The organism is Maridesulfovibrio salexigens DSM 2638 (assembly GCF_000023445.1).
In the GTDB taxonomy this organism is placed as follows: Bacteria; Desulfobacterota; Desulfovibrionia; order Desulfovibrionales; family Desulfovibrionaceae; genus Maridesulfovibrio; species Maridesulfovibrio salexigens.
Map to the genome: position 1 here is coordinate 1,743,343 of NC_012881.1, position 25,150 is coordinate 1,768,492.

Below are 25,150 nucleotides of genomic sequence, written 5' to 3' on the forward strand. Positions count from 1 at the left end.
ATAATTCCTTTATATTTGAATTCCCGTCTGATTTTTACGACGGTTAATAATTATCCATATTAGACCAAGCATGGTCAGCACCTGCGGGGAGATGGTTACTGCTTGGTAGTTTGCATGGTAAAAAGTAGTACCGCTCATCAGTTCGGCTTCTGCAGCCACTGCCGCATCTACAAAGAGTCCGGTTGCATGACTGATTCTTCCCAGCGGGTCAATGCAGGCGGATATTCCGGTATTGGTTCCCCGGAGCATATAGCGTCCCTGTTCCACAGCCCGCATAGTCACCAGATTAAGGTGTTGACGCGGAGCTGATGTGTCTCCGTACCATGCATCATTACTGATGTTTATCAGTATGTTGGCACCTTTTTCTACTCTTTCCTGTGCCAGTTCCGGAAAGATACCTTCATAGCAAATGAGCATACCCATAGCAAGGTCGCCGCTTTTAAGCGGAGATGCATCGGATCCGGGGATAAAGTCCCCTGCGCCCTGCACCAGTTTGCCTAGCGGCAGATACTCTTTGAAGGGGATGTATTCACCGAAAGGAACCAGATGCGACTTGTCGTACCAGTCCATGTATTTTTTATCCGGAGAGATAAGATAGGCCCTGTTGTAGAGTGAAAAATCACCTTTGCTATGCAGAATGTAACCGGGTGCGCCTGTAAGGATCGGGGTTTTGGTTTCGGATGCGAAATTCATAATTTCCGCACGCATTATGCCGCCGTCCTGAAGATAAAAGGGCATGGCGGTTTCCGGCCAGAGCACAAGATCGGTTTTATGCATTACCTGCTTGCTTAAGCGGATATATTTTTCGAAAGTTGTTTTTTTATACTTTGCATCCCATTTCTTTGCCTGATCGATATTACCTTGAATCAGGCCGATGGAAGTGTCTCCGGTTTTTACCAGATTAGAAAATTGTTCCGGTGTGGTGCGCATGCCGCCGAGGATAATTATCAATGCGACAATAGCGATAGTCCATATTTTAGCAGGGTGTGAAATTTTCCAGCACAAGATTGCCGTTGCCACAGATACCAGCAGGCCTGAAAGCCCATATGATCCGATAAAAGCTGCTCCTTGAATCCATTCCGGCCTGAAAGCCAGAGCGGAGGATAGTGTCATCCACGGGAATCCTGAAAACAGATAGCCCTGTGCTGTTTCCATGCTGGTCCAGAGTACTCCGCTGAAAATACAGAGCGCAAAGGGAGATAAGCACCGGGCTGCATAGTTCAGTATATAAGTGTAGATGCCGTAGTATGCTCCTATCAGCATGGCTATCAATATGGGGCATGGAATTGCCAGTGCCCATGAAAGGCCACCATAAACCCCTACGGGATAGGCAATCCAGTACATACAGGCCAAGGCTGCCAGTGAACCGGCAATCCAGCCCTGCTTCAAGGCTTTGCGTGGGGAAATTCCCGAGAAGGCAATCATTCCCAGAGCCAGCGGAAAAGCAAGAATAGCGGCAGGGAGATGGAGGAGGGGATTGGCATAGCCAAGCCCCGCAGACAGCATTGCAATAAGAAGAGGAACAGCTGGGTGCATTCTAGTTACCGGTTGGCGGGTCTATCAGGATTGAAATTATCTGCTTGGCATCACCTTCATGGACGGTAAATTTATAGCCAGAAATATTGATGAATTCTCCTACGTGGGGAATTCTTCCTGTCAATTCAGATATGTATCCACCAATTGATTCAACATGTTCTGAGTCCAGGCTTAAGTTGAGTCTTTCGGATACTTCGGTAAGCGGAACCCTGCCGGAGATGAGGAATTTGCCGTTCTCCAATTCATTAAAGTCAGAGGGACGGTCAGCATCATGTTCGTCTGAAATGTCACCTACAATTTCTTCAAGAACATCTTCCATGGTGATCAACCCTGAGGTTCCACCATATTCATCCTGCAGGATAGCCAAGTGTATACGTCCGGTTTGAAATTCCGTAAGCAGTGTCTTTACTTTTATGTGTTCAGACGCAAAGAAAGGCTTCCGCATTATGTCTTCAAGCGGTGTATCGGTCTTCCCTCTAAGTAAAGGGGCTATGATATCTTTGGCGTGGAGAATCCCCACGATGCGGTCTTTGGTCTCTTTAAATACCGGAATACGTGAATGCCCGTGTTCAATGATTTCTTCGGCAACATCAGACAGGCTGCTGCTTACTTCAACGCCGATCATATCTGTTCGGGGAATCATTATTTCATGGGCTTCGGTGTCCTTGAGTTCAAGAACATTGAGCAGCATGGAAACGACTTCTTCTTTGATTTCGCCGTCTTCACTTGCTTCGAGGATGTGCTCTTCAAGGGGAGAGTCTGATTTTTTGAAAATATTGACCATTTTGGCCCACAATCGGCCTTCAGAACCGTCGTCCAATTCAATTCTCCTTTTTGCGGTTGTTCCAATTTTAATACGCAAATATAAATCAGGTTTATGTTTATATCTACTTATTATGTGCTATCCGTGTCAACAAGCTTAATTACTCGTTACCTTCACGGTAAAGTTCAAGATAAAGATTATAGGTCCAGTCATCCATTTCCGGGCAACCGTTTTGATCTACTTTTTCCCATTTGGGCTTTTTCGTGTCTTCGTCAAATCCCATGAATTTTGATTCAAAGGAAAGTCCAAGCTGTGCCCGCCCTTGAGTAGGGTCGATGAATATTCGTCTGACTTTAGTAACAAAAAGATGGCGGACAATTCCTTTATCACCGAAATCCACAAGGCTAAGCAGGACGAGAAAGTTATGTCCCTTATTCAGCTTGAATCGTGCGGCCCGCTTGTTTGTCATATGCGTAAGTTCAAGCGAAAGGCCACCGCCAGAGATGTCTGAAAGAAATACTTTAGAGTCTTTCCCCCCCATGTGACCGGGAGCGTATTCACCGTTTGTGGCGATAAATTTAAGACCTGCGTTTAATCCCTGCTTAGTATCAGGGATTATGTTTGCATAATCGTAGTGCCGTGAGGGGGGGGAAACTCGTAGAAATTCCCGTTTCTGGGTCTGCTCAATATGGTCAGGTAAAGCAACGTACAAGTTGAAGTACTGTGATCCCTTAGTTTTTACCTCGGTAATAATCGATGTAAAATTATAAAAGATTACCATTCCAGCCTGTTTTGCAGGGACATGGAAAAATCCAGTTACCTCGCGACCCAGCCATGATTTACCAACATTTCCGTTGGCAGGCATTTCAAGGACGAGATGATCGGCTATGTCGTCAATTGAGCAGGCAACAGTTCGCCTTTTTTCAGACGTGGAGTGAAAACTGAGATCAATCTTTGAACGGTATACAAGGGCCGTTTCAAATATTGTATCAAGTTGTTCTTTGTCGGTGATCCAACTGCTAGGAACTACTTTGAGCTTTTTTTTCAATTCCCTGTTGTTGTACCAAAGCACTGCAGCAACAATGGCAATAAGACAGAACCCCACCACAATCAGCATATTGACTGTCTGGGGAGGGAGTCCCGTCTCTCCGAATCCTCGCAGGGTCTTGTATAAGAATTCCTGATCTACTGCCATCTGTCAGCCTTGTCTAAATGTTAAAGCTCTTTGTTTACTTATACTTATTTTTTATTATTTTGAAAAGTAAATGCTTTAACCAACAGGCCTAATAATTAAATGGCGCCGATTTTTTTTAGGTGAATCTCAATTGAAGATACCGCAGCCGGAGTAATCCCGGAAATTCTGCTGGCCTGTCCGAGAGTAAGAGGACGGACCTCTGTGAGTTTTTCAACTGCTTCACGGGTCAGTCCTGCTACTGCGGAGTAATCAATATCTTCAGGCAGTGATACGGATTCCATTTTGCGGAATTTATCAACCAGCTCCTGCTGACGAACAAGGTAGCCCTCATATTTAATCTGGGTTTCCGCTTCTGCTATGATGTCGTCTGCATAGTTTTCAATCTCAGGCTTGAAATGGATCATATCTGTGATTGAAAGTTCCGGCTGGCGCAGCACTGCCGCAAGGGGCACAGATTTGTTAGGAACTGTCCCGCCGATCTTGGTGATTATTTCACGGGTCGGCTGATCCGGTTTGATCTGGGTGGAGTTCATCATAGCCAGAACTTCATCAAGTCCTTTTTTCTTGGCGGAATAAAGCGCCCAGTGGTCATCTTTGACCAGTCCAAGTTCTCGGCCGATTTCTGTAAGGCGCAGGTCTGCGTTACCTTCACGAAGCAGCAGTCTGTATTCCGCACGGGAAGTGAACATGCGGTATGGCTCAAGTGTTCCCTTGGTGACGAGGTCGTCAACCAGAACGGCAATGTATGCCTGATCGCGGGAAAGCAGGAAGGGGTCGCGTCCGGTCAGTTTGCAGAATGCGTTGCAGGCTGCCCAGAGTCCCTGTGCTGCAGCTTCTTCGTAACCGGAAGTCCCGTTGATCTGGCCTGCCAGATAGAGGCCGGGAAGAACCTTGGTTTCAAGGGTCGGCAATAACTGGGTAGGCGGTACGAAATCGTATTCAATGGCGTAGCCCGGGCGGACAATCTGAGCCTGCTCCAAACCTTCGATGGAATGTATCATGCGTTTTTGTACATCCAGCGGAAGGCTGGTGGGGATGCCGCTTGGGTATACCTCCGGGCTGTCGTAGCCTTCGGGCTCAAGAAAAATCTGGTGACGGTCCTTCTCAGGAAATCTGGCAACCTTATCTTCAATAGAAGGGCAGTAACGTGCTCCGGTTCCTTTGATCACTCCGGTGAACATGGGAGAGCGTTCAAAGCCGCTGCGGATGGCTTCGTGTGCCTTTTCATTGGTATAAGTGATATGGCAGCTTACCTGAGGCAGGCTGATTTCCTTGGTACGGAAACTGAACGGTTGTGGCGGATCATCACCGCGCTGTTCTTCCAGCTTGTCGTAATCAATGGAATCTTTGAGCAGGCGGGGAGTGGTTCCGGTTTTGAGCCTTCCAAGTGTCAGGCCCGCATCCTTAAGGCTTTTGGACATACCTACTGAAGCCGGATCGCCCATACGTCCGCCGCTGAAATTTTCCAGTCCGATATGCATTAATCCTTGTAAAAAAGTCCCTGTGGTCAGCATTACCGAGCGGGCATGGAATTTTTCTCCGATCTGGGTCACAACGCCCGCAGCCTTGCCGTCTTCAACGATCAGGGATTCCGCCATAGCCTGCCGGACCCAGAGGTTGTCCTGTGAAAAGATATCCTTCTGGACCACTCGCATGTACTCATTGCGGTCCATCTGTGCACGGCTGGCGCGTACAGCAGGTCCTTTGCGGGTATTCAGGATACGGAACTGGATTCCGGCTTTGTCAGACCAGATGCCCATGCAGCCACCCAGTGCATCAATTTCCTTGACCATGTGCCCCTTGGCAAGCCCGCCGATGGCAGGGTTGCATGACAAATGACCGATACGATCCACATTGATGGTCAAAAGCAGGGTTTTCAGGCCAAGGTTTGCGGCAGCCATAGCTGCTTCGCAACCAGCATGGCCCGCACCTGCGACAATAAGGTCGAATTTTTCCGGCGGCGGCTGTTTTCTGATCATGATATTAACTTACTTTGCTAGAAAGGCAGAAGTGCCATTACTTTCGCATCATTGAGAGTGTTGCTGATGGAACCTTTTTCATTGGGCTGGTGGGCCTGATGCAGCAGGGTGGACCAGACAACTGTCTGGTAGCCGCGCTCGCGCAGGTGGGCAGCAACTGTTCCGCCGCCGATTCCGCCGGCTCTGGCATCAACGCCATAAACTTCCTTAACGGCATCGACAACTTTTTCCACGATCTCGGCATCAGCCGGGGTAGGCGGTGCAGCCTGACTTTCGCTTTCAACTTCCACTGTGACTTTTACGCCGTACTCTTCGGCAACGTAAAGACCCATGCCTTTGACCTGATCAATTACTTCTTTCAGGTCGTAAGTGGGCAGCACACGGCAGTCGATGTAGAAAACATCTTTGCCCGGAATGGTGTTGATGTTCTCAACGTTGGCCTCTTTTTTAGTAGGCTCGAAAGTGGAGAAGGGCGGGGAGAAAAGTTCGTCTTCTTCATCAAAATGATATTTCAGTTCCGGCACTTCCATGATCATTGCGGCAGCAGCTACAAGAGAGTTCACACCCTGTTCGGGAGTGGATGCGTGGCACTGTTTGCCTTCCACTGTCACCTTGAACCATACGGATGATTTTTCCGCAATTTCAACCAGTGCTGAATCCGGTTCGCCGGAATCAGGAACGAGGAAAAGGTCGTTTTTCTTGAACAGGTCTTCGTGTTCTTTGACGATGTATTCAAGGCCGTAATGAGAACCTGTTTCTTCATCGGAAACGAAGATGAGTCCGATATTGATACCCGGGGTCAGACCGGAATCAAGCAGGGCTTTTGCAGCAATAACGGAACTCACCAAACCCTGATGGTTGTCTTCCACACCGCGCCCGTAAATTGTGTCACCATCCTGTACCATTTTAAACGGATCAGTATCCCAGAGGCTGAGATCTCCTACAGGAACAACATCCATATGGGAAATGATCCAGAGGGTTCTGGAACGATCCTGACCGGGAATTACAGTAACCAGATTGGGTCTGTAACCGCACTCAACTCTATCATCCGGCGCATTGTATGATTTGACTTCGCCGAATCCGTTTTCTTTAAGGTATTCGGTCAGGAAGTCCGCTTTGGCCTTTTCCCCGGTTCCATTGTTGGTGGGACCTATGGCAGGAATGGCAACCAGCTTGGCGTGGAGGTCGAGAGCTGCGTCTTTCATGTCGTCAATTTTTGAAAGAAGCTGAGTAGGCATTGGTATTTCTCCGGTTATGCATCAGATACAGGGTTATTAGAAATTCGGTCATGTTCAGGCGTACCAAAGAGAAGAGCCGGAACAAGTCCGGCTCCCATGATACACGAAATGAATCGGTTGAAAAACACTCGTGAGAATGTTCTTCAGGTAATATGCAGTTAACGACTTGCCTGAAAAGACAGTGTTCGCTTGTAACTGGCATCGCAACCACAAAATAGGGGAAAACCCATTTTATGATCGAAATTAATAAATAATTTTGCTGATGCTCTACTAGCGACCGCGTGCAGCACGCTTGGATGCTTTAAGCGGGTTAACTTTAACTTTACCTTCTTTGTCAACACCGGCACGCACGTGAGTTGCGAAGTTACATACGCTGTGGGACCACTTTTTAGCGGGCTGAGCGTAGCTGGGGCAGTAGTTTTTACCTTCGAAATCAACTGCGCGTTCACAACCGTCACACTGTTCAACAACGGTTTCGAGAATTACGCCTTTGTAGGAAAGACCTTCAGCAGTCATTTCTGCACCTTCGAGTGCGTGTACTCTTGCATTCTTTTTAGCCATGTAGCGCCTCCTGTTTGGCAAGTCGCTTGCGAACAAGCGTTAGTTTTATATTTAAATATCTTTGCTTGGAAAAGCACAAATCCATATGCAGTCTTCCCCTATGTTGTCAAGGAAAAAACTAAATTTGGATTTCAAAAAAATATCCGATTAGCGGTTTTTAAGCCGCTTTAAGGCCCATTCTACCGCCTTTTCCGCTTCTCGTGAAATAGTTTCCACATCAGCGGTTTGAAATTTACCATCCCGGTAGAGAACACTGCCATCGCAGATGGTCAGGCATACATCCTGTCCTCCGGCTGAGTAAATAACGTGCGAGAGGGGGTTGTATACAGGTTTAAGGTGCATCTTGTCCATATCTATAGCAATGATGTCCGCTTTCATTCCCGATTTAATTGCCCCGCAGTCATCAAAACCTAAAAATTCAGCTCCCGAAAGTGTTGCCATATCAAGAATTTTCTGTGCAGGCATGGCTTCCGGGTCCTGTAGAAAACCTTTTTGGAGCATGGCCGCTGTGCGCATTTCATCGAACATGTCTAGATTGTTATTGCTGGCTGCCCCGTCTGTGCCCAGTCCGGTTGTTATTCCGGCATCAATAAATTTGGTCAGCGGGCAGATGCCTGATCCCAGTTTAAGGTTTGATTGAGGATTGTGGGCAATCATTGTTCCGGCGTCTTTAATCCAGCCAATCTCTTCGTCAGTAACGTCAACACAGTGATGTAGTCGGGTTCGCTGTTTCAGCAAACCGTATTCTTTAAGAATTTCAATGGGCCGTTTGCCGAAAGTCTCCAGTGTAAGTTTGGTTTCCGGTACGGATTCCGCTGCATGAATCTGCCAGAGCAGGTCCAGCCGTTCGGCAAGTTTCATGCTTTCTGCCAGTTGATCAGGATCGGTAGTGAATACAGCGTGAGGTGTAACCGCAGTTTTAATGCGATCATGGTTGGCAAATTGATTGTGCAGTTCTTCAATCACATCCCATGCATCTTGCGCTGTCTTGAAAAAAGGCGAGGGGAATTTGAAAAAACCTTCCCCGAGCACAGCTTTCATACCGGTTTCATCAACTGCCTTGCCGACCACATCCTCATACATGTAGCCGTCCAATATGGCAGTGGTTCCGCTGGCAACCATTTCAGCGCAACCAAGCCGAGCTCCCAGTTCAACCAGATCCTTGGTCAGCCCCGATTCGATGGGGAACATATAATTATGGAGCCATTCCAGTAGGGGCAGATCGTCTGCCACACCACGCATGAGTGTCATGGGCACGTGGGTGTGTGAGTTGATCAGGCCGGGAAGGATAACGGATTTGCCGCAATCAATGGTTTCATTGGCAAGCCATTCCTTCTCAATATCAGCTCTCTTGCCCACAGCGGAAATTGTCTTACCACTGACCGCAACAGCACCATCTTTAATCAGCTCACGTTCTTCATTCTGGGTTAGAATGTAAGATCCCTTAATGATCAAATCACATTTGTTCGGCTGCATATTTTAACCTGCAATTGGACATACTATAGCGGCGAAGCCTAATAAAAAAGTTTGGGATTTTTGCACTAGCTCTTAGGCGAGCGGTTTTACCACGAGTCTTAGAGATAGCGACAGTGGAACAAACCCTTTTCAAAGGGTTTAAGCCCCCGGAGGGAACGTCGGTAGACCCGCCGGAGGCATCTTCTAAATATTTTCAATAGTCTTAATCAGCATGGAAGTTACGTTCTCGGCATTTGCTTTGAAAATTGCCAGAATATCATCCCATGTGACGGGTGCTTCGTCGGTTTTCCAGCAGTCGTAGTCGGTGGACATAGCAACCGCGGCGTAGGGAATACCTGCTTCGTTGGCAAGGATTGCTTCAGGAGCAGTAGACATATTGATAATGTCTGCACCCCATGCGCGGAACATGTGCGATTCTGCGCGGGTGGAAAAGCGCGGTCCTTCGATGGTGACTACTGTTCCTTTGTCGTGAACGGTAACGCCGAGTTCTTTGCAAGCTGCGGTCATTTTAGCACGCAGGTCGGCATCAAAAGGTTCAGCCATGGGAGTATGGGCCGGGGCGTGCGGTTCAAAGCTTTCAAAAAATGTAAGTTCACGCTTGCGGGTGAAATCAATGAACTGATCGATGATGACCAAGTGTCCGCGGTCAATTTCTTCACGCAATGATCCTACTGCGGTGGTGGCAAGAATGCAGTCGCAGCCTAGATCTTTAAGCGCTTGAATGTTTGCGCGGTTATTTACGTATGTCGGGGGGATTGTATGCTCGCGTCCGTGACGGCCTATGATGTGGACTTCTTTTCCGGCAATGGTTCCGGATTTGATAGGCGAGCTGGGGGAACCCCACTTGTTAGAAACTTCCGAGTCCTTTGCGTCTTTCAGAATGTCAGGATTGTCGAGTCCGCTGCCGCCGATGATTCCGATTACTGCCATGATTGCTTGTCCTTGTTTGCAAAGGTGAAAAATAAAAAACTCCTGCCTCGATCGCTGATTTATAATCCGTGATCCGGGCAGGAGTTTTGAAATATCCTGATTAAAGCTGGATGAGGCTGGTGGTATCGATGCCGCTCAGCTTGCTTTTTCCGTCAAGGAAAGTCAGCTCGGCGATAAATCCCATACCGGAAACCTTGCCGCCTGCTTTTTCAACCAGTTTTACCATTCCTTCAGCTGTTCCGCCGGTAGCGAGAACATCGTCGATGAGCAGAACATTTTCGTCCTTTGCGACTGCATCTACGTGCATGCTCAGGTTATCTGTTCCGTACTCGAGGTCGTAGCTTACGGAAATGGTCTCGTAAGGCAGTTTACCGGGCTTGCGGATAGGCACGAAGCCGATATCAAGCTTGGTAGCCAGCGGGGCTCCGAAGATGAAACCACGGGCTTCTGCTGCTGCGATTTTGTCTATTTTGTAATCAGCAAAGCGTTCAGCGAGCTGATCAATTGTATATTGGAATGCTTTCGGCTCAGCCAGAAGCGGGGTAATGTCAAAGTATACGATACCTTCTTTAGGAAAGTCGGGTATATCGCGGATATAATCCCTCAGATTCATGAAGTTCCTCCATCGGATTTATTTGATAAAATTTGCTTAAATGCTTTCGGTGCAGTTGTCAAAGGTGGATAAATAGGGCCTTAGGGACGAAAAAAAGCTGGTACCGATCAATACATTGATCAACACCAGCTTTAATGTTCTGAAAGATAATTGTGGATTATGTTAAAGAATTACTCATTCCTTCAGCTCTGGTGCCGCCGGAAGCGTTAGTGCCGGAAGCCTGTGATTTCTGATCCTGCAGTTCAACCAGCTGGCCTTGCAGCTGCATCAATTCGTTTTGCTTGGCAGCGATTTGATCCTTGTTTTTCTCCGGATCCTTTTGCAGCTTTTCTATCTCTTCCTTGACCTTTTCGATCTGTTTCTTGACGCGCTCAATCTGATCATCAATGGAGTTGCTGCTTTCAGAGCTTTCTTCTGTTGCTTCAGAAGAAGATTTCATGGAGGTCATGGCAGCAAGTTTGTCTTGGCCTGCCTGCGAAATAGAAACGGTGTCTCCGTCAGCACTTTTACCCATGGTCAGTCTGGTTGATTGGATTTCAGTTTCCTCTGCCGCAGTATTTTTGGCAGTTGACGTAGCGTATGTCTGTTGTGGGTCACCGCCGATACGAAAGTCGAAACTCATATTTATATCCTCTTTTTTAGAGTTGTATTCTTGATACGACTTCCATATCGGCGGGCTTTTATGTTTCTTTAGGGTCTTTTGTTTATTTTTATTTTAATGTGGGCATGTGAGGAAGAATACAGCGGAAAGCGCGCAAAGAATCCACAAGCCCGGCGATACTTCGGAAAGTCTTCCGGTAACAGCTTTCATAAGCGGATAAGCGATAAACCCGGCAGTCATGCCGATACCGAGGTTGTAGGTAAAGCTCATTAGGGTGATTACCAGAAAGGCCGGGACCAATTCACTTATGTCGGTAAGCTCGAGTTCCTTGCAAGGGGCCAGCATAAGCATCCCTACAACAATCAGGCTGGGGCCGTATGCACAGGCCGGGATCATTGTCAGCAGCGGAGCGAGAAACAGGGCGGCGAGGAATAGAAGGGCGGTTGTTACTGCTGTCAGCCCTGTACGGCCTCCCGCTTCGATACCTGTGGCAGATTCAACAAAAACACCAGTAGTTGTTGTTCCAAGCAGTGAAGCGAAAAGAGTTGTAACCGCATCAACCAGAAGCGGACGTTCAATCTGGGGCAGATCACCGTTTTCATCCAGCAGTCCGGCTCTGTGAGATACAGCGTAGAGAGTTCCCATGGTATCGAGAAAGTCGAGAATGAAGACGGTCAGGATTACGGAGATGAAACCCCAGTTAAGTGCTCCCAGTATGTCCAGCTTGAAAAGTATGGGCTCAAGAGAAGGCGGGGTGCTGAAGACTTGCTCCGGCATGGGAGCAATGCCCAAGAACATGGCAGCTGCGGAAGTGACCAGAATTCCGATAATCAGGGCACCGTTAACATTGCGGGCCATGAGGATTGCTGTCAGAAAAAAACAGCCGATAGCCAGCAGGACCGGTGCGCTGCTCATATCGCCAAGATGAACCGGGGCTCCCGGAACGCCTACAGAAACGATTCCGGTGGTATTAAGGCCGATAAAAGCCAGAAAAAGACCGATCCCGGCTACGAAGGCGTTTTTAAGGTTCTTGGGAATAGCTCGGATTAGCCATGAGCGGATTCCGGTCACTGTGAAAAGAATAAAAAGTACACCGCCGAAAAAGATTGCGCCCAGTGCGGTTTGCCATGTATGGCCCATTACCTTCACTACGGTAAATGCGATGAAGGCGTTTTCGCCCATGTATGGAGCCACGGCAAAGGGGCGTTTGGCATAGAGGCCCATGGCCATTGTACCAAATACCGCACTTATGATCGTAGCGACCATGCTGGGGCCGAAAGGAATGCCCGCAGCTTCGAGGATTTTAGGATTGACGATGATTATGTACGCCATCGTGGCGAATGTAGTCATCCCGGCTATAATCTCACGGCTGACAGTGGAGCCGCGTTCGGTGATTTCAAAATAGTTGTCCAGAAAAGAACTCATGTGTATCTCCTGAGGTGGTATTTGCATATCAGGAAAATATGCGGCAATAGCCTTACATATATACATTTGACGGGCAACCTTGAACTTGCCTAGTAAGTATCATGGAAGTTAAAGTTGATTTTTTAATATATTTTTAAAGTGGAGTTTTTGTGCAAACAAGACACAGAGCTAAAAAAAGCCTCGGGCAGAACTTTCTGCAAGATGCCAATATAGCGCGCAAGATTGTAGACAGTCTTAAGATTACGGAAAACGATTCAATCATTGAAATCGGGCCCGGTCAGGGGGCTTTGACAAAATTTATTCTTGAAGCAGGACCGGAGAGCCTTACGCTGGTTGAAAAGGATCGCGATCTTGCTCCGGCTCTTGAAGCTGAATATCCGGAAGCCCGCGTAGAGCTGGAGGATGCCCTTAAATTTGATTGGGCTGGTCTTGATCCCGACAGGAATTGGAAGATTGTGGGAAACCTGCCCTACAACGTAGCTTCTAAAATTATGTGGGATATTGCGGCTCAGTGTAATGCCACTTGTGTTTTCATGGTTCAGCATGAAGTTGCCCAGCGGGTTACTTCCGGGCCGGGGTCGAAAAAGTATGGTGCGATCAGTGTCTGGATTCAAAGTTTCTGTCGGACAGATTATCTTTTCAAAGTGCCGCCGACTGTTTTTAAGCCGAAACCGAAGGTCGACTCCGCAGTAATAAAATTTTTTCCACTTCCTGAAGAAGAAAAACCCAGTGATATTGAGGGGCTTGCGAAGCTGGTAAAATACTGTTTTCAATATAGACGCAAACAATTGGGTAAGATATTGAAATCATTCATTTCTGATGCGGTTATTCAGTGGGCTGAAAAGGAGGGAGTTTCGCTTACGGATCGGCCGGAAGCCTTGTCACCACTGCAATTCCAGAGCCTTTATAAAAGCGTTAAAAACGATTTTCCCTCTTGACTTGTTGGCGAAAATTTTGTTTTAGATTTTCATCAGGGTCGTTTGTTCAGGCACCCCCGCTATTTTTTTGAACGAAATACGGGGTAGGGGGCTTGTTTTAAACGGTTTTGAGTGGTAGCAAAACAAATTGTCGGGCGGGGATGCTCGGCAGTTTTTTTAATGAACCCAACTCTCGCCGGAGGGCGAGGTTAATGGCAGGTGCGATAACGTGCCGCAATAATCATTTTCCCGTTTCAAGGAGGAAGGACTGATGACTAAGGCTGAACTCGTTGTTAAGATTGCTGAGAAAGCAGGAATGACCAAAGCTGATGCAGAACGTTGCCTGAACTACTTTCTGGATACAGTAGAAGAAACCCTCGTTAACGAAGGAAAACTGACCCTTACAGGTTTCGGTACTTTCCAGGTTGACGAAAGAAAAGAGCGTGTAGGTCGCAACCCCCGCACCGGTGAAGAAATCAAGATTCCCGCTTGCAAGGTTGTAAAATTCCGCCCCGGTAAGCTTCTGAAAGACGCTGTAAAGTAGTTTAAGGAGATTTAATTATGTTGCATGGTGAAACTGTTCAGAGTCCTCTTCCTATGGATCTTCCTTGGTGGATGCCTGACCACTTTATTTTCTTCGGCGTCCTCTACATTGTGATCGGTATTCTTGGTGCCGGAATGGCCTACTGTGCTGTTAAAGCATGGATGGATTCCAAAAACGACACCGCCGCTCACTAGTATCACTTTTGAGTGACAATTTTTGTTCAGCATCTGCGTATGCGGGTGCTGAACATTTTTTTTGGGGATTGCCCTTGACTCCATGCAATATTTAAGGTTAATAAAAATCTCTTCCGCACATTTTTATGTGCGAGATTAATTCAGGGGGGTGATTTGATTGCCCGGTGTATATCTCGAAGATTCTGATAACTTTGAAATAGCTCTTCGCCGCTTCAAGAAGCAGGTTGAAAAAGCTGGAGTTCTTTCCGAACTCAAAAAGCGTCAGCACTATGAAAAGCCCAGCGTACAGCGTAAGAAGAAAAAAGCTGCTGCCCGCAAAAGGCTCATCAAAAAAATGCGCAAAATGTCAATGGGTTAGTATATGAGTCTCATTGAGCAGATTGATAAAGACTACATTGCGGCCTTTAAGGCCAAGGATGATGTAAAGAAGGCGGTTCTGAGACACCTCAAAACTGCCATCAAGAATCGCATTGTTGAACTGAAAGGGGAGACTCTTTCAGACGACGAAGTACTTGATCTTGTTGCAAAACAGATCAAGCAGCGCAAGGATTCCATTGAGCAGTATAATGCTGCAGGACGTCCCGAGCTGGCCGAAATTGAGGCTGTTGAAGTCGAAGCCCTGTCCGGCTACATGCCGGAGCAGCTTTCTGAAGAAGAAGTTGCTGCTGCTATTGATAAAGCGATTGCCGATCTTGGCGCATCGTCCATGCAGGATATGGGTAAAGTGATGAAAGCCATCACTGAAGCCTATAAAGGACAGGTTGACGGAAAGGTCGTTAGCGGCCTCGTTCGCGCCCGTCTCTCCTGACATCAGCTTAAGCTGAATTTTAACGGCAGGCCCCGGAGTTTCTCCGGGGCTGTTTGCCGTTTTTTCTGTATTGGTGTCCCGTTTCATTCGGGATGCGTTATCTAACACTTTTCTATATTGGAATCCCATGGAGCCAAGATCTCTCCAGTTACTTGAATTTCCGAAAGTTCTTAATGTTCTTTCCGGCCATTGTGTTTCCACATCCGGTGCAGAGGCTTGTCTTGCTCTGTCTCCCATGGACGATGCCGGTTCCATTAATTCCACAGCCCAATTTTTCAGGCAGGGTCAGAATTTCGTAAAAGAAACGGGATTCAGGCTCGGCACTTTCCCCCCGCTGGAAGGACTTTTCCAGTATCTGGTCAAGCCGAACAACGTGCTTGATGCTGATGCTCTGTATGCGCTGGTCCAGACTCTTGGTCAGGCCCGTACCCTCAAGGAAGCTCTTGAGATTGCAGAGAAGCGTGAGTGGGATACTATTCTCGAATTTCTTGAAGGTGTAAGCTGGCCCGAAAAAACTTTTTCCGGCCTCAAGCGCTGCCTTGATCAGGACGGCAATATCAAAGATGAAAGTTCCCCGGAACTTTACGATATACGCCAGTCCATTCGTTCCCTGCATCAGCGTTGTTCTAAAAAAGTACGTGATTTCATCCACGGCGAAGATATTTCCCGTTTTCTGCAGGATGATTTCATGACCATCACCAACGACCGCTATGTTCTGCCACTCAAGACAAATTTCAAAGGCCGTTTGCAAGGGATCGTTCACGACTATTCCAATACCGGTGAGACCTGTTATTTTGAGCCCATGTTCCTCGTGGAACTCAACAACTCAATGCAGGAACTCAAGCAACAGGAAAGGACTGAAGAACTCAAGATTCTGACTTACCTGACCGGACTGGTCCGTTCGGAATATGATCAGTGCGAGGCTGCTTACGGTTTTCTGGTTGAATATGATGTTTTGCAGGCTAAGATAAATTTTGCGGATGCCGTTAAAGCTGTAGCCGTTGACGTACAGTCCGGAGCCGGCTTTGATCTCCGCGGTGCGCGCCATCCTCTGCTTGCTTCTGCAGTAGGCGGAGTAAACCCGCTCAATATTGAACTGCCTACTGATCAGAAAGTTCTTATTGTCAGTGGCGGTAACGCCGGGGGTAAAACTGTCTGCCTCAAGACTGTCGGTTTACTTTCAGCTATGGCTTTCAGCGGAATTCCCGTTCCGGTGGAAAAAGGGTCCGTACTTCCATTATTTAAGGAAATCTTCGTTATCATGGGTGACGAGCAGTCTCTTGAAGAAAACGTAAGTACTTTTTCTGCTCAGATTCAGTCCATCAGCCGCATTTGGGATTCTATGGATTCCTCAACCCTCTTCATTCTTGATGAATTCGGTTCCGGTACTGATCCGGCTCAGGGTGCTGCTCTGGCACAGGCTGTGGTGGACGGGCTGCTTGAAAATGGTGTGACCTGTTTTGCTGCTACTCACTTTCCGGCACTTAAGACATACGCTCTGGTGACCGAAGGAGTTCGTGCGGCCAGTGTGCTGTTTGATCCTTCTACCAAGAAGCCTCTCTTCTCCCTTGCCTATGATCAGGTCGGGGCTTCCATTGCGCTCGATGTAGCAAGAGAGCACGGATTCCCAGAGTCCTTGCTTGCAAAGGCTGAGCAGTACCTGCTCATGGAAGGTTCTGATTCCGGTTCAGTTATGAATAGGCTCAATGAGCTTGCGGTAAGCCGTGAGAAAGAGCTTGAAGAAATGGATCGCATCAAAGCCAAGCTGGAGTCCAAGCGTGCCAAGCTTGAAGAAAAATTCGAGCGGGAACGTCTTACTGTGCTTGCTGATGTTAAAAAGCAGGCTCAGAGCGTTCTTAAAGAATGGCAGGACGGCAAGATTGGCCGCAAACAGGCTCTTAAAAAACTTTCTGAAGCGCGCTCTACAATTGGCGGCGATGAAAAGCCGAAATCTGATGTAAAGCCGTTTTCCTTTGATGATATCAAGGTCGGTAAGCCGATTCTGAATATCAGCTGGAACCGCAAGGGTGTGGTCATTGAAAAAGATGAACGCAAGAAGCGGGTGAAGGTTGATATGGATGGCGTAGCCATGTGGATTCCCGCAGACCAGCTTGGTCCTGTCGGCAAAAAGGCTGTTCAGGAAAAAGTGCGTCAGGTTACTGAAAAAGCGGACAAGAAAGCTCCCAAGGGTGAAATGACCCTTAAGATCGACCTGCGCGGTAAGCGTGCAGATGTGGCTATAAGTGAGCTGGACCGTTTCTTTGATCAGGCACTGCTGCGTGGGGCTACTGAGCTTGAGATTGTTCATGGTCGCGGAACCGGGGCTTTGCGTCGTGAAGTGCATATTTTTCTGGACGACAATCCGGCTGTTGCTGGGTACAGCCTTGCTCCGGAAGACCGGGGCGGCGACGGCATGACCGAGGTTGAATTAGTTTAGTGCAAATTATTGCAGGCCGTGCTATGGATGTTCAGGCTGCAATGATTGTGCATTATTTCAACCGCTTCGAACTTTTTCGATGATGTTACGGAGGATTCTTTGGATAGAGCTGCCATAGAGGCCATCAAAGAACGCCTTGACATAGTCGATATCGTGCGCAGGTATGTAGAACTGAAACCTGTGTCCGGCCGCTGGATGGGACTTTGTCCTTTCCATAATGAAAAGACTGCTTCTTTCAGTGTGAATGGAGAGGAGGGTTTTTTCTATTGTTTCGGATGTCAGGCTTCGGGGGATATTTTTGATTTTTACTCCCATATTAATGGAGTGGAATTCAAGGATGCACTTGAGCAGCTTGCAGCAGAAGCCGGGGTGGAGCTTACTCCGGGGAAAGTTGATCCTCAGGCAGCCAAGAGAAGTTCTGAACGCAAAATTTTCATGGATATGCATGAGCATGCAGCTAAGTATTTCAGCCGCATGCTCAAGCTTCCTGAAGGGCGTGAAGCCCGAAAATATATCGAAGGCAGAGGCATGGATACCTCTGTTATCGAATCTTTCGGTCTGGGGTGCAGTACCGATGATTGGCAGGGATTGGAAAAGTATTTGGTTTCCAAAGGTTATACAGCCGAACAGGGAGTCAAAGCCGGACTTCTTTCCCAAAATGCCAAGGGGCGCACTTATGATCGTTTTCGTGCAAGGCTGATCTTTCCCATCACAAATTTATCGGGAAGGGTTATTGCTTTTGGCGGAAGAATAATTACAAATGGAGAACCGAAGTATTTAAACAGCAGTGATACCCCTATTTATAAGAAAGGGGAGCACCTGTACGGCCTTTCAACGGCTCGGAACTCTATTGCCCGGACCAAGCGGGCCCTGCTGACCGAAGGGTACATGGATGTAATTTCTTTGCATCAGTTCGGATATACAAATTCATGCGGGGTGTTGGGGACGGCACTGACTCCGGATCAGGTTAAACGCCTTTCCGGATTCTGTTCGAAAATTGATCTCGTTTTTGACGGGGATGCTGCCGGGCTCAAAGCGGCTTTGCGCAGTACGGAAATGATTCTTACGCAGGGTGTTTCCTGCGGTGTAGTTGTTCTTCCCGACGGGGAGGACGTGGATAGCATCCTTCAGTCTCGTGGGGCGGAAGGATTTCAAGTGTTTCTGGACAAGGCCCGTGACGGTCTGGAATTCAGTCTGGAAACCTTGCAGAAGGGGTATTCACCCCGTGAAGTTATGGATTGGGCGCAGGGATTCCTGAAGAGGATGACCAGTGCGTCCTTGCGTGCGTTTTATCTGCCAAAGGTCGCCAGCGGCCTTGGAGTGGCAGAAGCGGAATTAAGGTCGGTTTTTTCCGGTGCTCTCAATGCCCCGGTCCCGCAGCAGCAGAATACGGTTCAGAGGGATCAACCCCGCGCTGCGACTCCGGTGGGTGCACAGGTTAAAGATGATAAATATTTCTTGAGGTATGCGGTAAAACATCCAGAATATGTCGTCGAATTATCGGAAAGGGGAGTAGCTCAGGTCCTGACCTCGCACTGGGGCAAAACACTGTGGTCTAAAATTGCGGCTCACAGCGGGCAGGACATCATCCCGTTACTCGATGATTCTGAAAAAAGATTCTATGCCGGTTGTCGGATGGAGGAAGCTCTCTCCGGTGAAGATCTGGAAGATGAATGGCGACATGTCTGTAGGGTAATTGCCCGGCGGCGGTACGATATGGGCCGTAAAAAGCTCACCGATGCTTTGCGCCGTGCTCAGGCTCAAGGCGATACCGAACGCGTAAACGCGTACCTCAAAGTCCTGAACGACTCTGTATGGAGGGATGATGAGCAACATTAAGGATATTCAGGCGATTAAAACTCTGATTTCCGAAGGTAAGAAACAGGGATTTCTGACCTTTGAACAGCTGGGTAAGGCTCTGCCTGCCGAGTTCAACAAGTCTGATCAGCTTGATGATGTAATCAAGATTTTCGACCAGTTGAATATTGCAATCGTCAACACACCCGAAGACGGCAAAAAGATTATGGATGCCGGGGTGGATAATGATGATGACATTGATCTCACTGAAAGCGAAGAGGAAAGCGTAGATTACGTTTCCCGTTCCACCGATCCCGTGCGCATGTATCTGCGTGAAATGGGTGCGGTAGGTCTTCTGGACCGTGAGGGCGAGGTTGTCATCGCAAAGAAAATTGAAAACGGCGAGATGGACGTTCTTTATGCACTGGTTGAAATACCGGTTGCAATCGAAGAACTCATCAGCGTCGGTGAAGACCTTGACGAATCACGCATCAAGCTGAAGGACGTCGTTAAAACCATTGAGGAAGACGACCCCAGTGAAGATGAGATGAACCAGCGTCAGCGTGTTATCTTTCTGCTGGACGAAGTTAAGAAGCTTTACGACAAAAAAAGAGACCTTTATTACAAGCTCGATGATTGCGCCACCCTCGAAAAGAAGGTCGCCAAACAGCAGAACGAGATTGTAAATTATAAGACTGAAATCGTTGAAAGACTTCGTGATATTAAAATCGAGAAGACTCTCATCGACCAGATTATTGAAACCGTGGGTGACTACGTAAGGCAGATGCATAACTGCCAGCGTGACCTTTCCGCGTATATTCTCTCCACTGGTAAAACCCAGCAGGAGATTAAAGATCTGTTCAAGCAGATTGATGATCGTGAAATTAATCCTGTTGCCGCTTCTGATGAACTCGGCATGACAGTGGATGAGCTTTTCTCATTTAAAGAAATGATTTCCGGTAAGATGGAAATTCTGGTTCGTCTACAGGATAAATGTTGCCACAATGTGCATGAGCTTGAAGAAGTACTCTGGCGTATCAAGCACGGCAACCGCAGTGCAATGCGTGCTAAGCAGGAGCTTATTCGCGCCAACCTGCGTCTCGTTGTCTCTATTGCCAAGAAGTACACTAACCGCGGGCTGCAGTTCCTTGACCTGATTCAGGAAGGTAACATCGGTCTGATGAAGGCGGTAGATAAGTTCGAATACCAGCGTGGTTACAAGTTCTCCACTTATGCAACCTGGTGGATCAGACAGGCCATCACCCGCGCAATTGCGGACCAGGCCCGTACCATCCGTATTCCGGTTCATATGATTGAGACCATTAACAAGCTGATCCGTACTTCCCGTTACCTTGTACAGGAACTGGGCCGTGATCCTTCTCCGGAAGAAATCGCTGAGCGTATGGATTATCCGCTGGAAAAAGTTAAAAAAGTACTCAAGATTGCCAAGGAACCCATTTCCCTTGAAACACCTATCGGTGATGAAGAGGATTCGAGTCTCGGCGATTTTATTGAAGATAAGAAGGCCGCAGCGCCTGCCGAAGAGGTGGTCAGCACCAAACTGGGCGAGCAGATTGCGACCGTTCTTTCCGATCTTACTCCTCGTGAGGAGCAGGTTCTGCGTAAGCGTTTCGGTATCGGCGAAAAGTCCGATCATACTCTTGAAGAGGTTGGTAAGCTTTTCAACGTAACCCGTGAGCGTATCAGGCAGATTGAGGCAAAAGCCTTAAGAAAGCTGCGTCATCCTGTTCGCAGCGCATTACTGCGTTCTTACTACGAAAATTAAAAATAAGAGAGCGGTACGGATTGTTGTCCGTGCCGCTTTTTTATATGATGGAGAGACAGCAAGCCTCTGATTCTGTGGGAAGGATCAGATGCGGGGCATTTATTTACCTTTACGCGAGGTAGGAATAGTGAGGTTCCGGCTCCGGCTGTCCCTGTGTGCCGATTTTAGTGTCAGGCTTATTAAATTCATGGATATGAATTCGCTTAAACTAAGTACGAATTTATTTTAAGTGTGCCGCACTGATTATCCCGGCCAAACGCTTTAAGATTTGAGGATAAATATCTGATGGACAATTCTACTGTTTTGTTTCTTGTACCTGTTATTGCACTTGTCCTTGATCTCGTTTTAGGAGATCCCAAGTGGTTCCCCCATCCCGTGCGCTATATCGGTATGGCTCTCGACAAGTACAAAAACTGGGTTTTCTCCACCGGCATGTCCCGTAAAATTATGGGCGGTGTAGGTGTACTGGTTTTCGCTATAGTGGTCTGGAGTGTACTCAAGATTTTTCTGGCAATCCCCTTCGTTGGCGTACTGATCGCGCTTTATCTTGCTTACGCAGGTCTTGCTCTTGGCTCCCTGCTCAGTGAGCACAAAAATGCAGCAGCAATGCTGGATAGCGGCAGAATCGAAGATGCCCGTAAAGCAATTGCTGAACTGGTAAGTCGTGATGTATCCGAACTGGATGAAAATGGTCTTCGTAAGGCTCTTGCTGAATCCACCAGCGAAAACCTGAATGACGGTTTCGTTGCTCCCTTCTTCTACCTCGTAGTTACCGGTCCTGCCGGCATGTGGGTTTACAAAACCATCTCCACCATGGATTCCATGTGGGGCTACAAGAATGAAGAATTCAAGGAATTCGGTTACTACGCAGCCAAGGCTGACGATGTACTGGCTTTCATTCCTGCACGCATCACCGGTTTCATGATGCTGGCAGCAGGCCGTATTATGAAGCTTGATTGGGAATCCGCTTACGATAATCTCATCGAAGATGCTAATAAGACCGAAAGCCCCAACGCTGGTTGGTCCATGGCTCCCGCTGCATGGCTGCTTGGTGCTTCCATGGGCGGCAAGGCTGTATACTTCGGTGAAGAAAAAGAAAAGCCCGTTATCGGCCCTGAAGGTGGTGAATGGACTTCTCTGAAATTGAAGAGACTCGGTGCTCTGGTAATGACCACCGCAATCTTCTCCGCTGTTCTGCTCGACATTTACTTTGTAATGGTCTGGGCTTCCGGCGCAGTTCACTAAAAATCAATCGGCTTTAAGCTGACTTTGAACCGGAATCCCGTATGGGGTTCCGGTTTTTTATTTGATCTCATAGTTCTTATAAACTTCCGACTCCATATCTTCTTGATTTTTACCCTACACAAATGGTTCTAAACCGTATAAAAGAATACAAAAATGGAGCCTTTTATGTTGCGGGATTCATATAGAAATCGTTTTGTGCTGGGGATTTTGGTTTTGGCCATCTGTGCTTTTGCCGGGGCTGCTTTTTACGCCTTTAATTCATCTCTTTTGAAGCCTGATAATTCCTATCTGGCCGCGCATCCCAAAGCCCGCTGGATCAAGCTAGACCTGCCTTTTCGACTTAATGCCCGTAATAATGGTTCTGAAATGACCCTTTTTCGCCGCAAATTCGATCTTAAAGATCGTATGGATATTCGTTTGCATCTGAAGGCTTTCCGCGGAGCCGGTATCTGGCTGGACGGTATGCCTATGCGAAAATTTGATGGGAATATGCAAAAATGGCGTGAAGGCATTGCACTTGATCTGCCAGATCTTGCTGCTGGAAAACATGAGTTGAAAATTGCGGTCATTAATGAAAATGCACATCCGGCTTTGTTGCTGTGGGCAGAATATTCCGGTTCTGCGGCTTTAAATCTCTCTACTCCTGATGGCTGGGAAGCCAGTCGCGATGATTTTGTCTGGAATCCAGCCGCAGATGTTGCGAAACCGGGCAGGCTGCAAATCGCCAACGGTTTTGAACGGTCAGATCAAGCTTTGTTGGCATCTTTGCCTCTAATGTTGCCTTTGTTTTTGCTCGGGGCAGGTTTTGTCTGGATGCGCGAGAGCGGCAGGGGGCCTGCATTCGTTCGCAGCTTTGATTTTTCTCCCGCACAATTCAGGTTTTTTCTTCTCGGATTATGGGCGGTCATGGCGTTTAATAATTTTCATGATCTACCGCTTAAGCTTGGTATGGATTCAGTCGGGCATTTCAAATATATTGAGTACGTTGCGGAGAACTATAGGCTGCCCAGTCCGCTAGAAGGGTGGCAGATGTTTCAGCCTCCGCTTTACTACATTATTTCCGCCGTATTTTATAAATTTTTGCTCCTGATCATGGACGTTGAAAGTGCTCTTTATTGGTTGCGCCTTATTCCGCTGGCCTGTGGCGCGATCCTGATTGAAATCTGCTACAGATGTGCTGTTAAGGCTTTTGATAAAAACTGTTCCGCTCAGATCGGGGCAACGTTGATCGGCGGATTCCTGCCTATGAATTTTGCGATGGGCCAGTTCTGGGGAAATGAGCCTCTTGCGGCTGTCTTTTCCGCACTGACCATCCTGATGTGTCTGACCATCCTTAAAGAGCGTGACAGACGAAATCTAAAGGATTTTACTCTATTTGGTTTTTATCTCGGCTTGGCCATTTTGAGCAAAGCGACCTGTACGCTTTTAATACCACTGGTCCTCTTTTTTGTTCTTTTGCCGCTAATGGCAGCGAAAAGTGATTCCTCAAATGAAAAACTCAGCTGTATCAGGGGAGTTCTTCTGACTTTGATAACAACCTCAGTGATCGGCGGTTGGTATTATCTGCGGAATTGGCTCAGTTACGGTAAACCGTTTGTCGGCGGCTGGGATAAGATTCGTGAGATAAGCTGGTGGCAGGATCACGGCTATCGTATCTGGGAGCATTTCACCAGTTTCGGAAGTGCTGTCATCAAGCCCGTTTACTCGACAGTTAATGGGATCTGGGACGGACTTTATTCTACCCTCTGGTTGGATGCCAATCTTAGTGGAATGAGTAAATTTACTAGCAGACCGCAGTGGGATGATCAGTTGATGATGGCGACCGCATTGTTGGCTTTAGTCCCTTCAATTATGATTCTGGCTGGGATAGGGAGAACATTTTCTAAGCCTGTACGGTCTGTTTTTAATGGAAATATGTTTCTTGCAGCGTGCATCGTGGTCTACTTTACTGCCGAAGCGTATCTTTATCTCAATTTACCCATCTACAGCACAGCAAAGGCAAGCTACACTCTCGGCCTGTTGCCGTGTTATGGCATTCTCGCCATGACAGGCATTAAACCATTGCTGGATAATATCTATATTAAGTCGGCGCTGTGCGGTTTTCTAACTGTCTGGGGAACGACAATCTACCTGACTTATTTTGTGTAAAAGAAAATGGCGACTTGAAAATCAAGCCGCCATTTTAATTCAATATGTACGCCTTTCGAAGCTACTCCAATTTTAAACTACTAATAGTTTTTTGGATTCTTAAACACTTTTTTAAAAAAGGTTTAAGTCCTCAGAGATCCGCCGGAGGCATTCTTATTTTTTCCCGAGTTCAACACTCCGCTCATAGCTCTGACGCACCGCATCAATAATATTGGCGCGGGTGGCAGTACGGTCCAGATGGATGAGGGCTTTAACGGTAGTTCCTCCGGGGGAGGTTACCATTTCACGAAGCTGGCTGACGTGGAATTTGCTTTCCTGAGCCAGCTTGGTGGAGCCTTCAAACAGCTTGTTGACCATGGATGTTGCCTGTTCGCGGGGCAATCCAAGTTCAACGGCGGATTCGACCATGGCTTCGATGAAGTAGAAGACATAAGCGGGACCGGACCCGATCACCCCGGTAAATGCATCAAACTGGCTTTCTGCCAGCGCGTAAACATCACCGAGAGGGGTGAACATTTCGCGGGTGAAGTTTGCCTGTTCATCGCTAAGGTGGTTGTCGTCAAGGCATACTGCAAACACACCCGCATTTACCAGTGCGGGAGTGTTGGGCATTACCCGGACAACAGGGCAGCGGTTTTCGCAGAAGTCCTTCAGTTTTTGTACAGTCAGGCCTGCTGCAATGGAAATAATGCATTTGGACTCGGTGAGTTCAGGTGCAATATCTTCCAGAACTGCGGGAGCGTGCTGTGGTTTGACCGCCAGCACGATGAAGTCGGATTCCTTGGCTAGATCGCGGGGAGTCTCACATTGAATGAGCCCGGTTTCTTCGGCAAGGGCATTCAGTGCCGTTTTGTTCAGGTCGGAACCAAGCAGGTTGATGCTGTCATCGCCAGCCATTCCTCTGATTATGGCGGCGCCCATGTTGCCTGTGCCGATAAATCCAACTTTTTTAGTCAT

General features: G+C 47.7%; 21 protein-coding genes and 1 pseudogene. 10 read left to right on the plus strand and 12 right to left on the minus strand.

The window, feature by feature from the left end:
• Nucleotides 1-9: 9 nt before the first annotated feature.
• The 11 genes from lnt to DESAL_RS08040 form a co-directional block, all read right to left on the minus strand.
• Nucleotides 10-1,536 (minus strand): apolipoprotein N-acyltransferase, encoded by a 1,527-nt coding sequence (lnt, locus tag DESAL_RS07990; protein WP_015851474.1) that lies wholly within the window; start codon nt 1,534-1,536, stop codon nt 10-12.
• 1 nt (nt 1,537) lies between these two features.
• Nucleotides 1,538-2,356, minus strand: coding sequence for a hemolysin family protein (locus tag DESAL_RS07995; RefSeq protein ID WP_015851475.1), 819 nt, complete (start codon nt 2,354-2,356; stop codon nt 1,538-1,540).
• A 103-nt stretch (nt 2,357-2,459) separates the two neighbouring features.
• Nucleotides 2,460-3,494 carry a PilZ domain-containing protein gene (locus DESAL_RS08000; RefSeq protein ID WP_015851476.1) on the minus strand — a complete coding sequence of 345 codons (1,035 nt, stop codon included), beginning with the start codon at nt 3,492-3,494 and terminating at the stop codon, nt 2,460-2,462.
• A 95-nt stretch (nt 3,495-3,589) separates the two neighbouring features.
• Nucleotides 3,590-5,473, minus strand: coding sequence for a tRNA uridine-5-carboxymethylaminomethyl(34) synthesis enzyme MnmG (mnmG, locus tag DESAL_RS08005; protein ID WP_015851477.1), 1,884 nt, complete (start codon nt 5,471-5,473; stop codon nt 3,590-3,592).
• Between the two features lie 17 nt (nt 5,474-5,490).
• Nucleotides 5,491-6,711, minus strand: coding sequence for a M20 family metallo-hydrolase (locus DESAL_RS08010; protein ID WP_015851478.1), 1,221 nt, complete (start codon nt 6,709-6,711; stop codon nt 5,491-5,493).
• A 270-nt stretch (nt 6,712-6,981) separates the two neighbouring features.
• On the minus strand, nt 6,982-7,272 hold the full coding sequence (locus DESAL_RS08015; RefSeq protein ID WP_015851479.1) for a PxxKW family cysteine-rich protein: 291 nt from the start codon (nt 7,270-7,272) through the stop codon (nt 6,982-6,984).
• Between the two features lie 147 nt (nt 7,273-7,419).
• Nucleotides 7,420-8,748 carry an amidohydrolase family protein gene (locus tag DESAL_RS08020; RefSeq protein ID WP_015851480.1) on the minus strand — a complete coding sequence of 443 codons (1,329 nt, stop codon included), beginning with the start codon at nt 8,746-8,748 and terminating at the stop codon, nt 7,420-7,422.
• Between the two features lie 183 nt (nt 8,749-8,931).
• Entirely contained in the window at nt 8,932-9,678 is a 747-nt protein-coding gene (gene mtnP, locus DESAL_RS08025; RefSeq protein WP_015851481.1) for an S-methyl-5'-thioadenosine phosphorylase, read from the minus strand.
• A gap of 100 nt (nt 9,679-9,778) precedes the next feature.
• Complete coding sequence (locus DESAL_RS08030; protein ID WP_015851482.1) at nt 9,779-10,291, minus strand: adenine phosphoribosyltransferase; 513 nt, start codon at nt 10,289-10,291, stop codon at nt 9,779-9,781.
• Between the two features lie 157 nt (nt 10,292-10,448).
• Nucleotides 10,449-10,913 (minus strand): hypothetical protein, encoded by a 465-nt coding sequence (locus tag DESAL_RS08035; protein WP_015851483.1) that lies wholly within the window; start codon nt 10,911-10,913, stop codon nt 10,449-10,451.
• A gap of 93 nt (nt 10,914-11,006) precedes the next feature.
• A complete protein-coding gene (locus DESAL_RS08040) occupies nt 11,007-12,317 on the minus strand; it encodes an NCS2 family permease (protein WP_015851484.1) in 1,311 nt (436 codons plus the stop codon).
• Between the two features lie 149 nt (nt 12,318-12,466).
• On the opposite strand from DESAL_RS08040, the gene rsmA reads away from it, so the two are divergent.
• From rsmA to DESAL_RS08085, 10 genes and pseudogenes are all read left to right on the plus strand, one after another.
• A complete protein-coding gene (rsmA, locus tag DESAL_RS08045; RefSeq protein WP_015851485.1) occupies nt 12,467-13,255 on the plus strand; it encodes a 16S rRNA (adenine(1518)-N(6)/adenine(1519)-N(6))-dimethyltransferase RsmA in 789 nt (262 codons plus the stop codon).
• Between the two features lie 241 nt (nt 13,256-13,496).
• Nucleotides 13,497-13,778, plus strand: a pseudogene (locus tag DESAL_RS08050) (HU family DNA-binding protein); the annotation flags it as partial.
• A 17-nt stretch (nt 13,779-13,795) separates the two neighbouring features.
• On the plus strand, nt 13,796-13,972 hold the full coding sequence (locus DESAL_RS20330; protein WP_015851486.1) for a hypothetical protein: 177 nt from the start codon (nt 13,796-13,798) through the stop codon (nt 13,970-13,972).
• Between the two features lie 157 nt (nt 13,973-14,129).
• Nucleotides 14,130-14,330, plus strand: a complete 201-nt coding sequence (gene rpsU, locus DESAL_RS08055) for a 30S ribosomal protein S21 (RefSeq protein ID WP_015336888.1) — start codon at nt 14,130-14,132, stop codon at nt 14,328-14,330.
• 3 nt (nt 14,331-14,333) lie between these two features.
• Nucleotides 14,334-14,780, plus strand: coding sequence for a GatB/YqeY domain-containing protein (locus tag DESAL_RS08060; RefSeq protein WP_015851487.1), 447 nt, complete (start codon nt 14,334-14,336; stop codon nt 14,778-14,780).
• Between the two features lie 127 nt (nt 14,781-14,907).
• Nucleotides 14,908-17,217 (plus strand): endonuclease MutS2, encoded by a 2,310-nt coding sequence (locus tag DESAL_RS08065; RefSeq protein WP_015851488.1) that lies wholly within the window; start codon nt 14,908-14,910, stop codon nt 17,215-17,217.
• Between the two features lie 99 nt (nt 17,218-17,316).
• Entirely contained in the window at nt 17,317-19,056 is a 1,740-nt protein-coding gene (gene dnaG / locus DESAL_RS08070; RefSeq protein WP_015851489.1) for a DNA primase, read from the plus strand.
• On the plus strand, nt 19,043-20,800 hold the full coding sequence (gene rpoD, locus DESAL_RS08075; RefSeq protein ID WP_015851490.1) for an RNA polymerase sigma factor RpoD: 1,758 nt from the start codon (nt 19,043-19,045) through the stop codon (nt 20,798-20,800). The genes dnaG and rpoD overlap by 14 nt, the downstream gene beginning before the upstream one ends.
• 285 nt (nt 20,801-21,085) lie before the next feature.
• Nucleotides 21,086-22,045 (plus strand): adenosylcobinamide-phosphate synthase CbiB, encoded by a 960-nt coding sequence (gene cbiB / locus DESAL_RS08080; RefSeq protein ID WP_015851491.1) that lies wholly within the window; start codon nt 21,086-21,088, stop codon nt 22,043-22,045.
• 165 nt (nt 22,046-22,210) lie between these two features.
• Nucleotides 22,211-24,193: a glycosyltransferase family 39 protein gene (locus tag DESAL_RS08085; RefSeq protein ID WP_015851492.1), complete on the plus strand. Its 1,983-nt coding sequence runs from the start codon at nt 22,211-22,213 to the stop codon at nt 24,191-24,193.
• Nucleotides 24,194-24,346: 153 nt separating this feature from the next.
• On the opposite strand, the gene proC is transcribed toward DESAL_RS08085, so the two are convergent.
• On the minus strand, nt 24,347-25,150 hold the full coding sequence (proC, locus tag DESAL_RS08090) for a pyrroline-5-carboxylate reductase (RefSeq protein ID WP_015851493.1): 804 nt from the start codon (nt 25,148-25,150) through the stop codon (nt 24,347-24,349).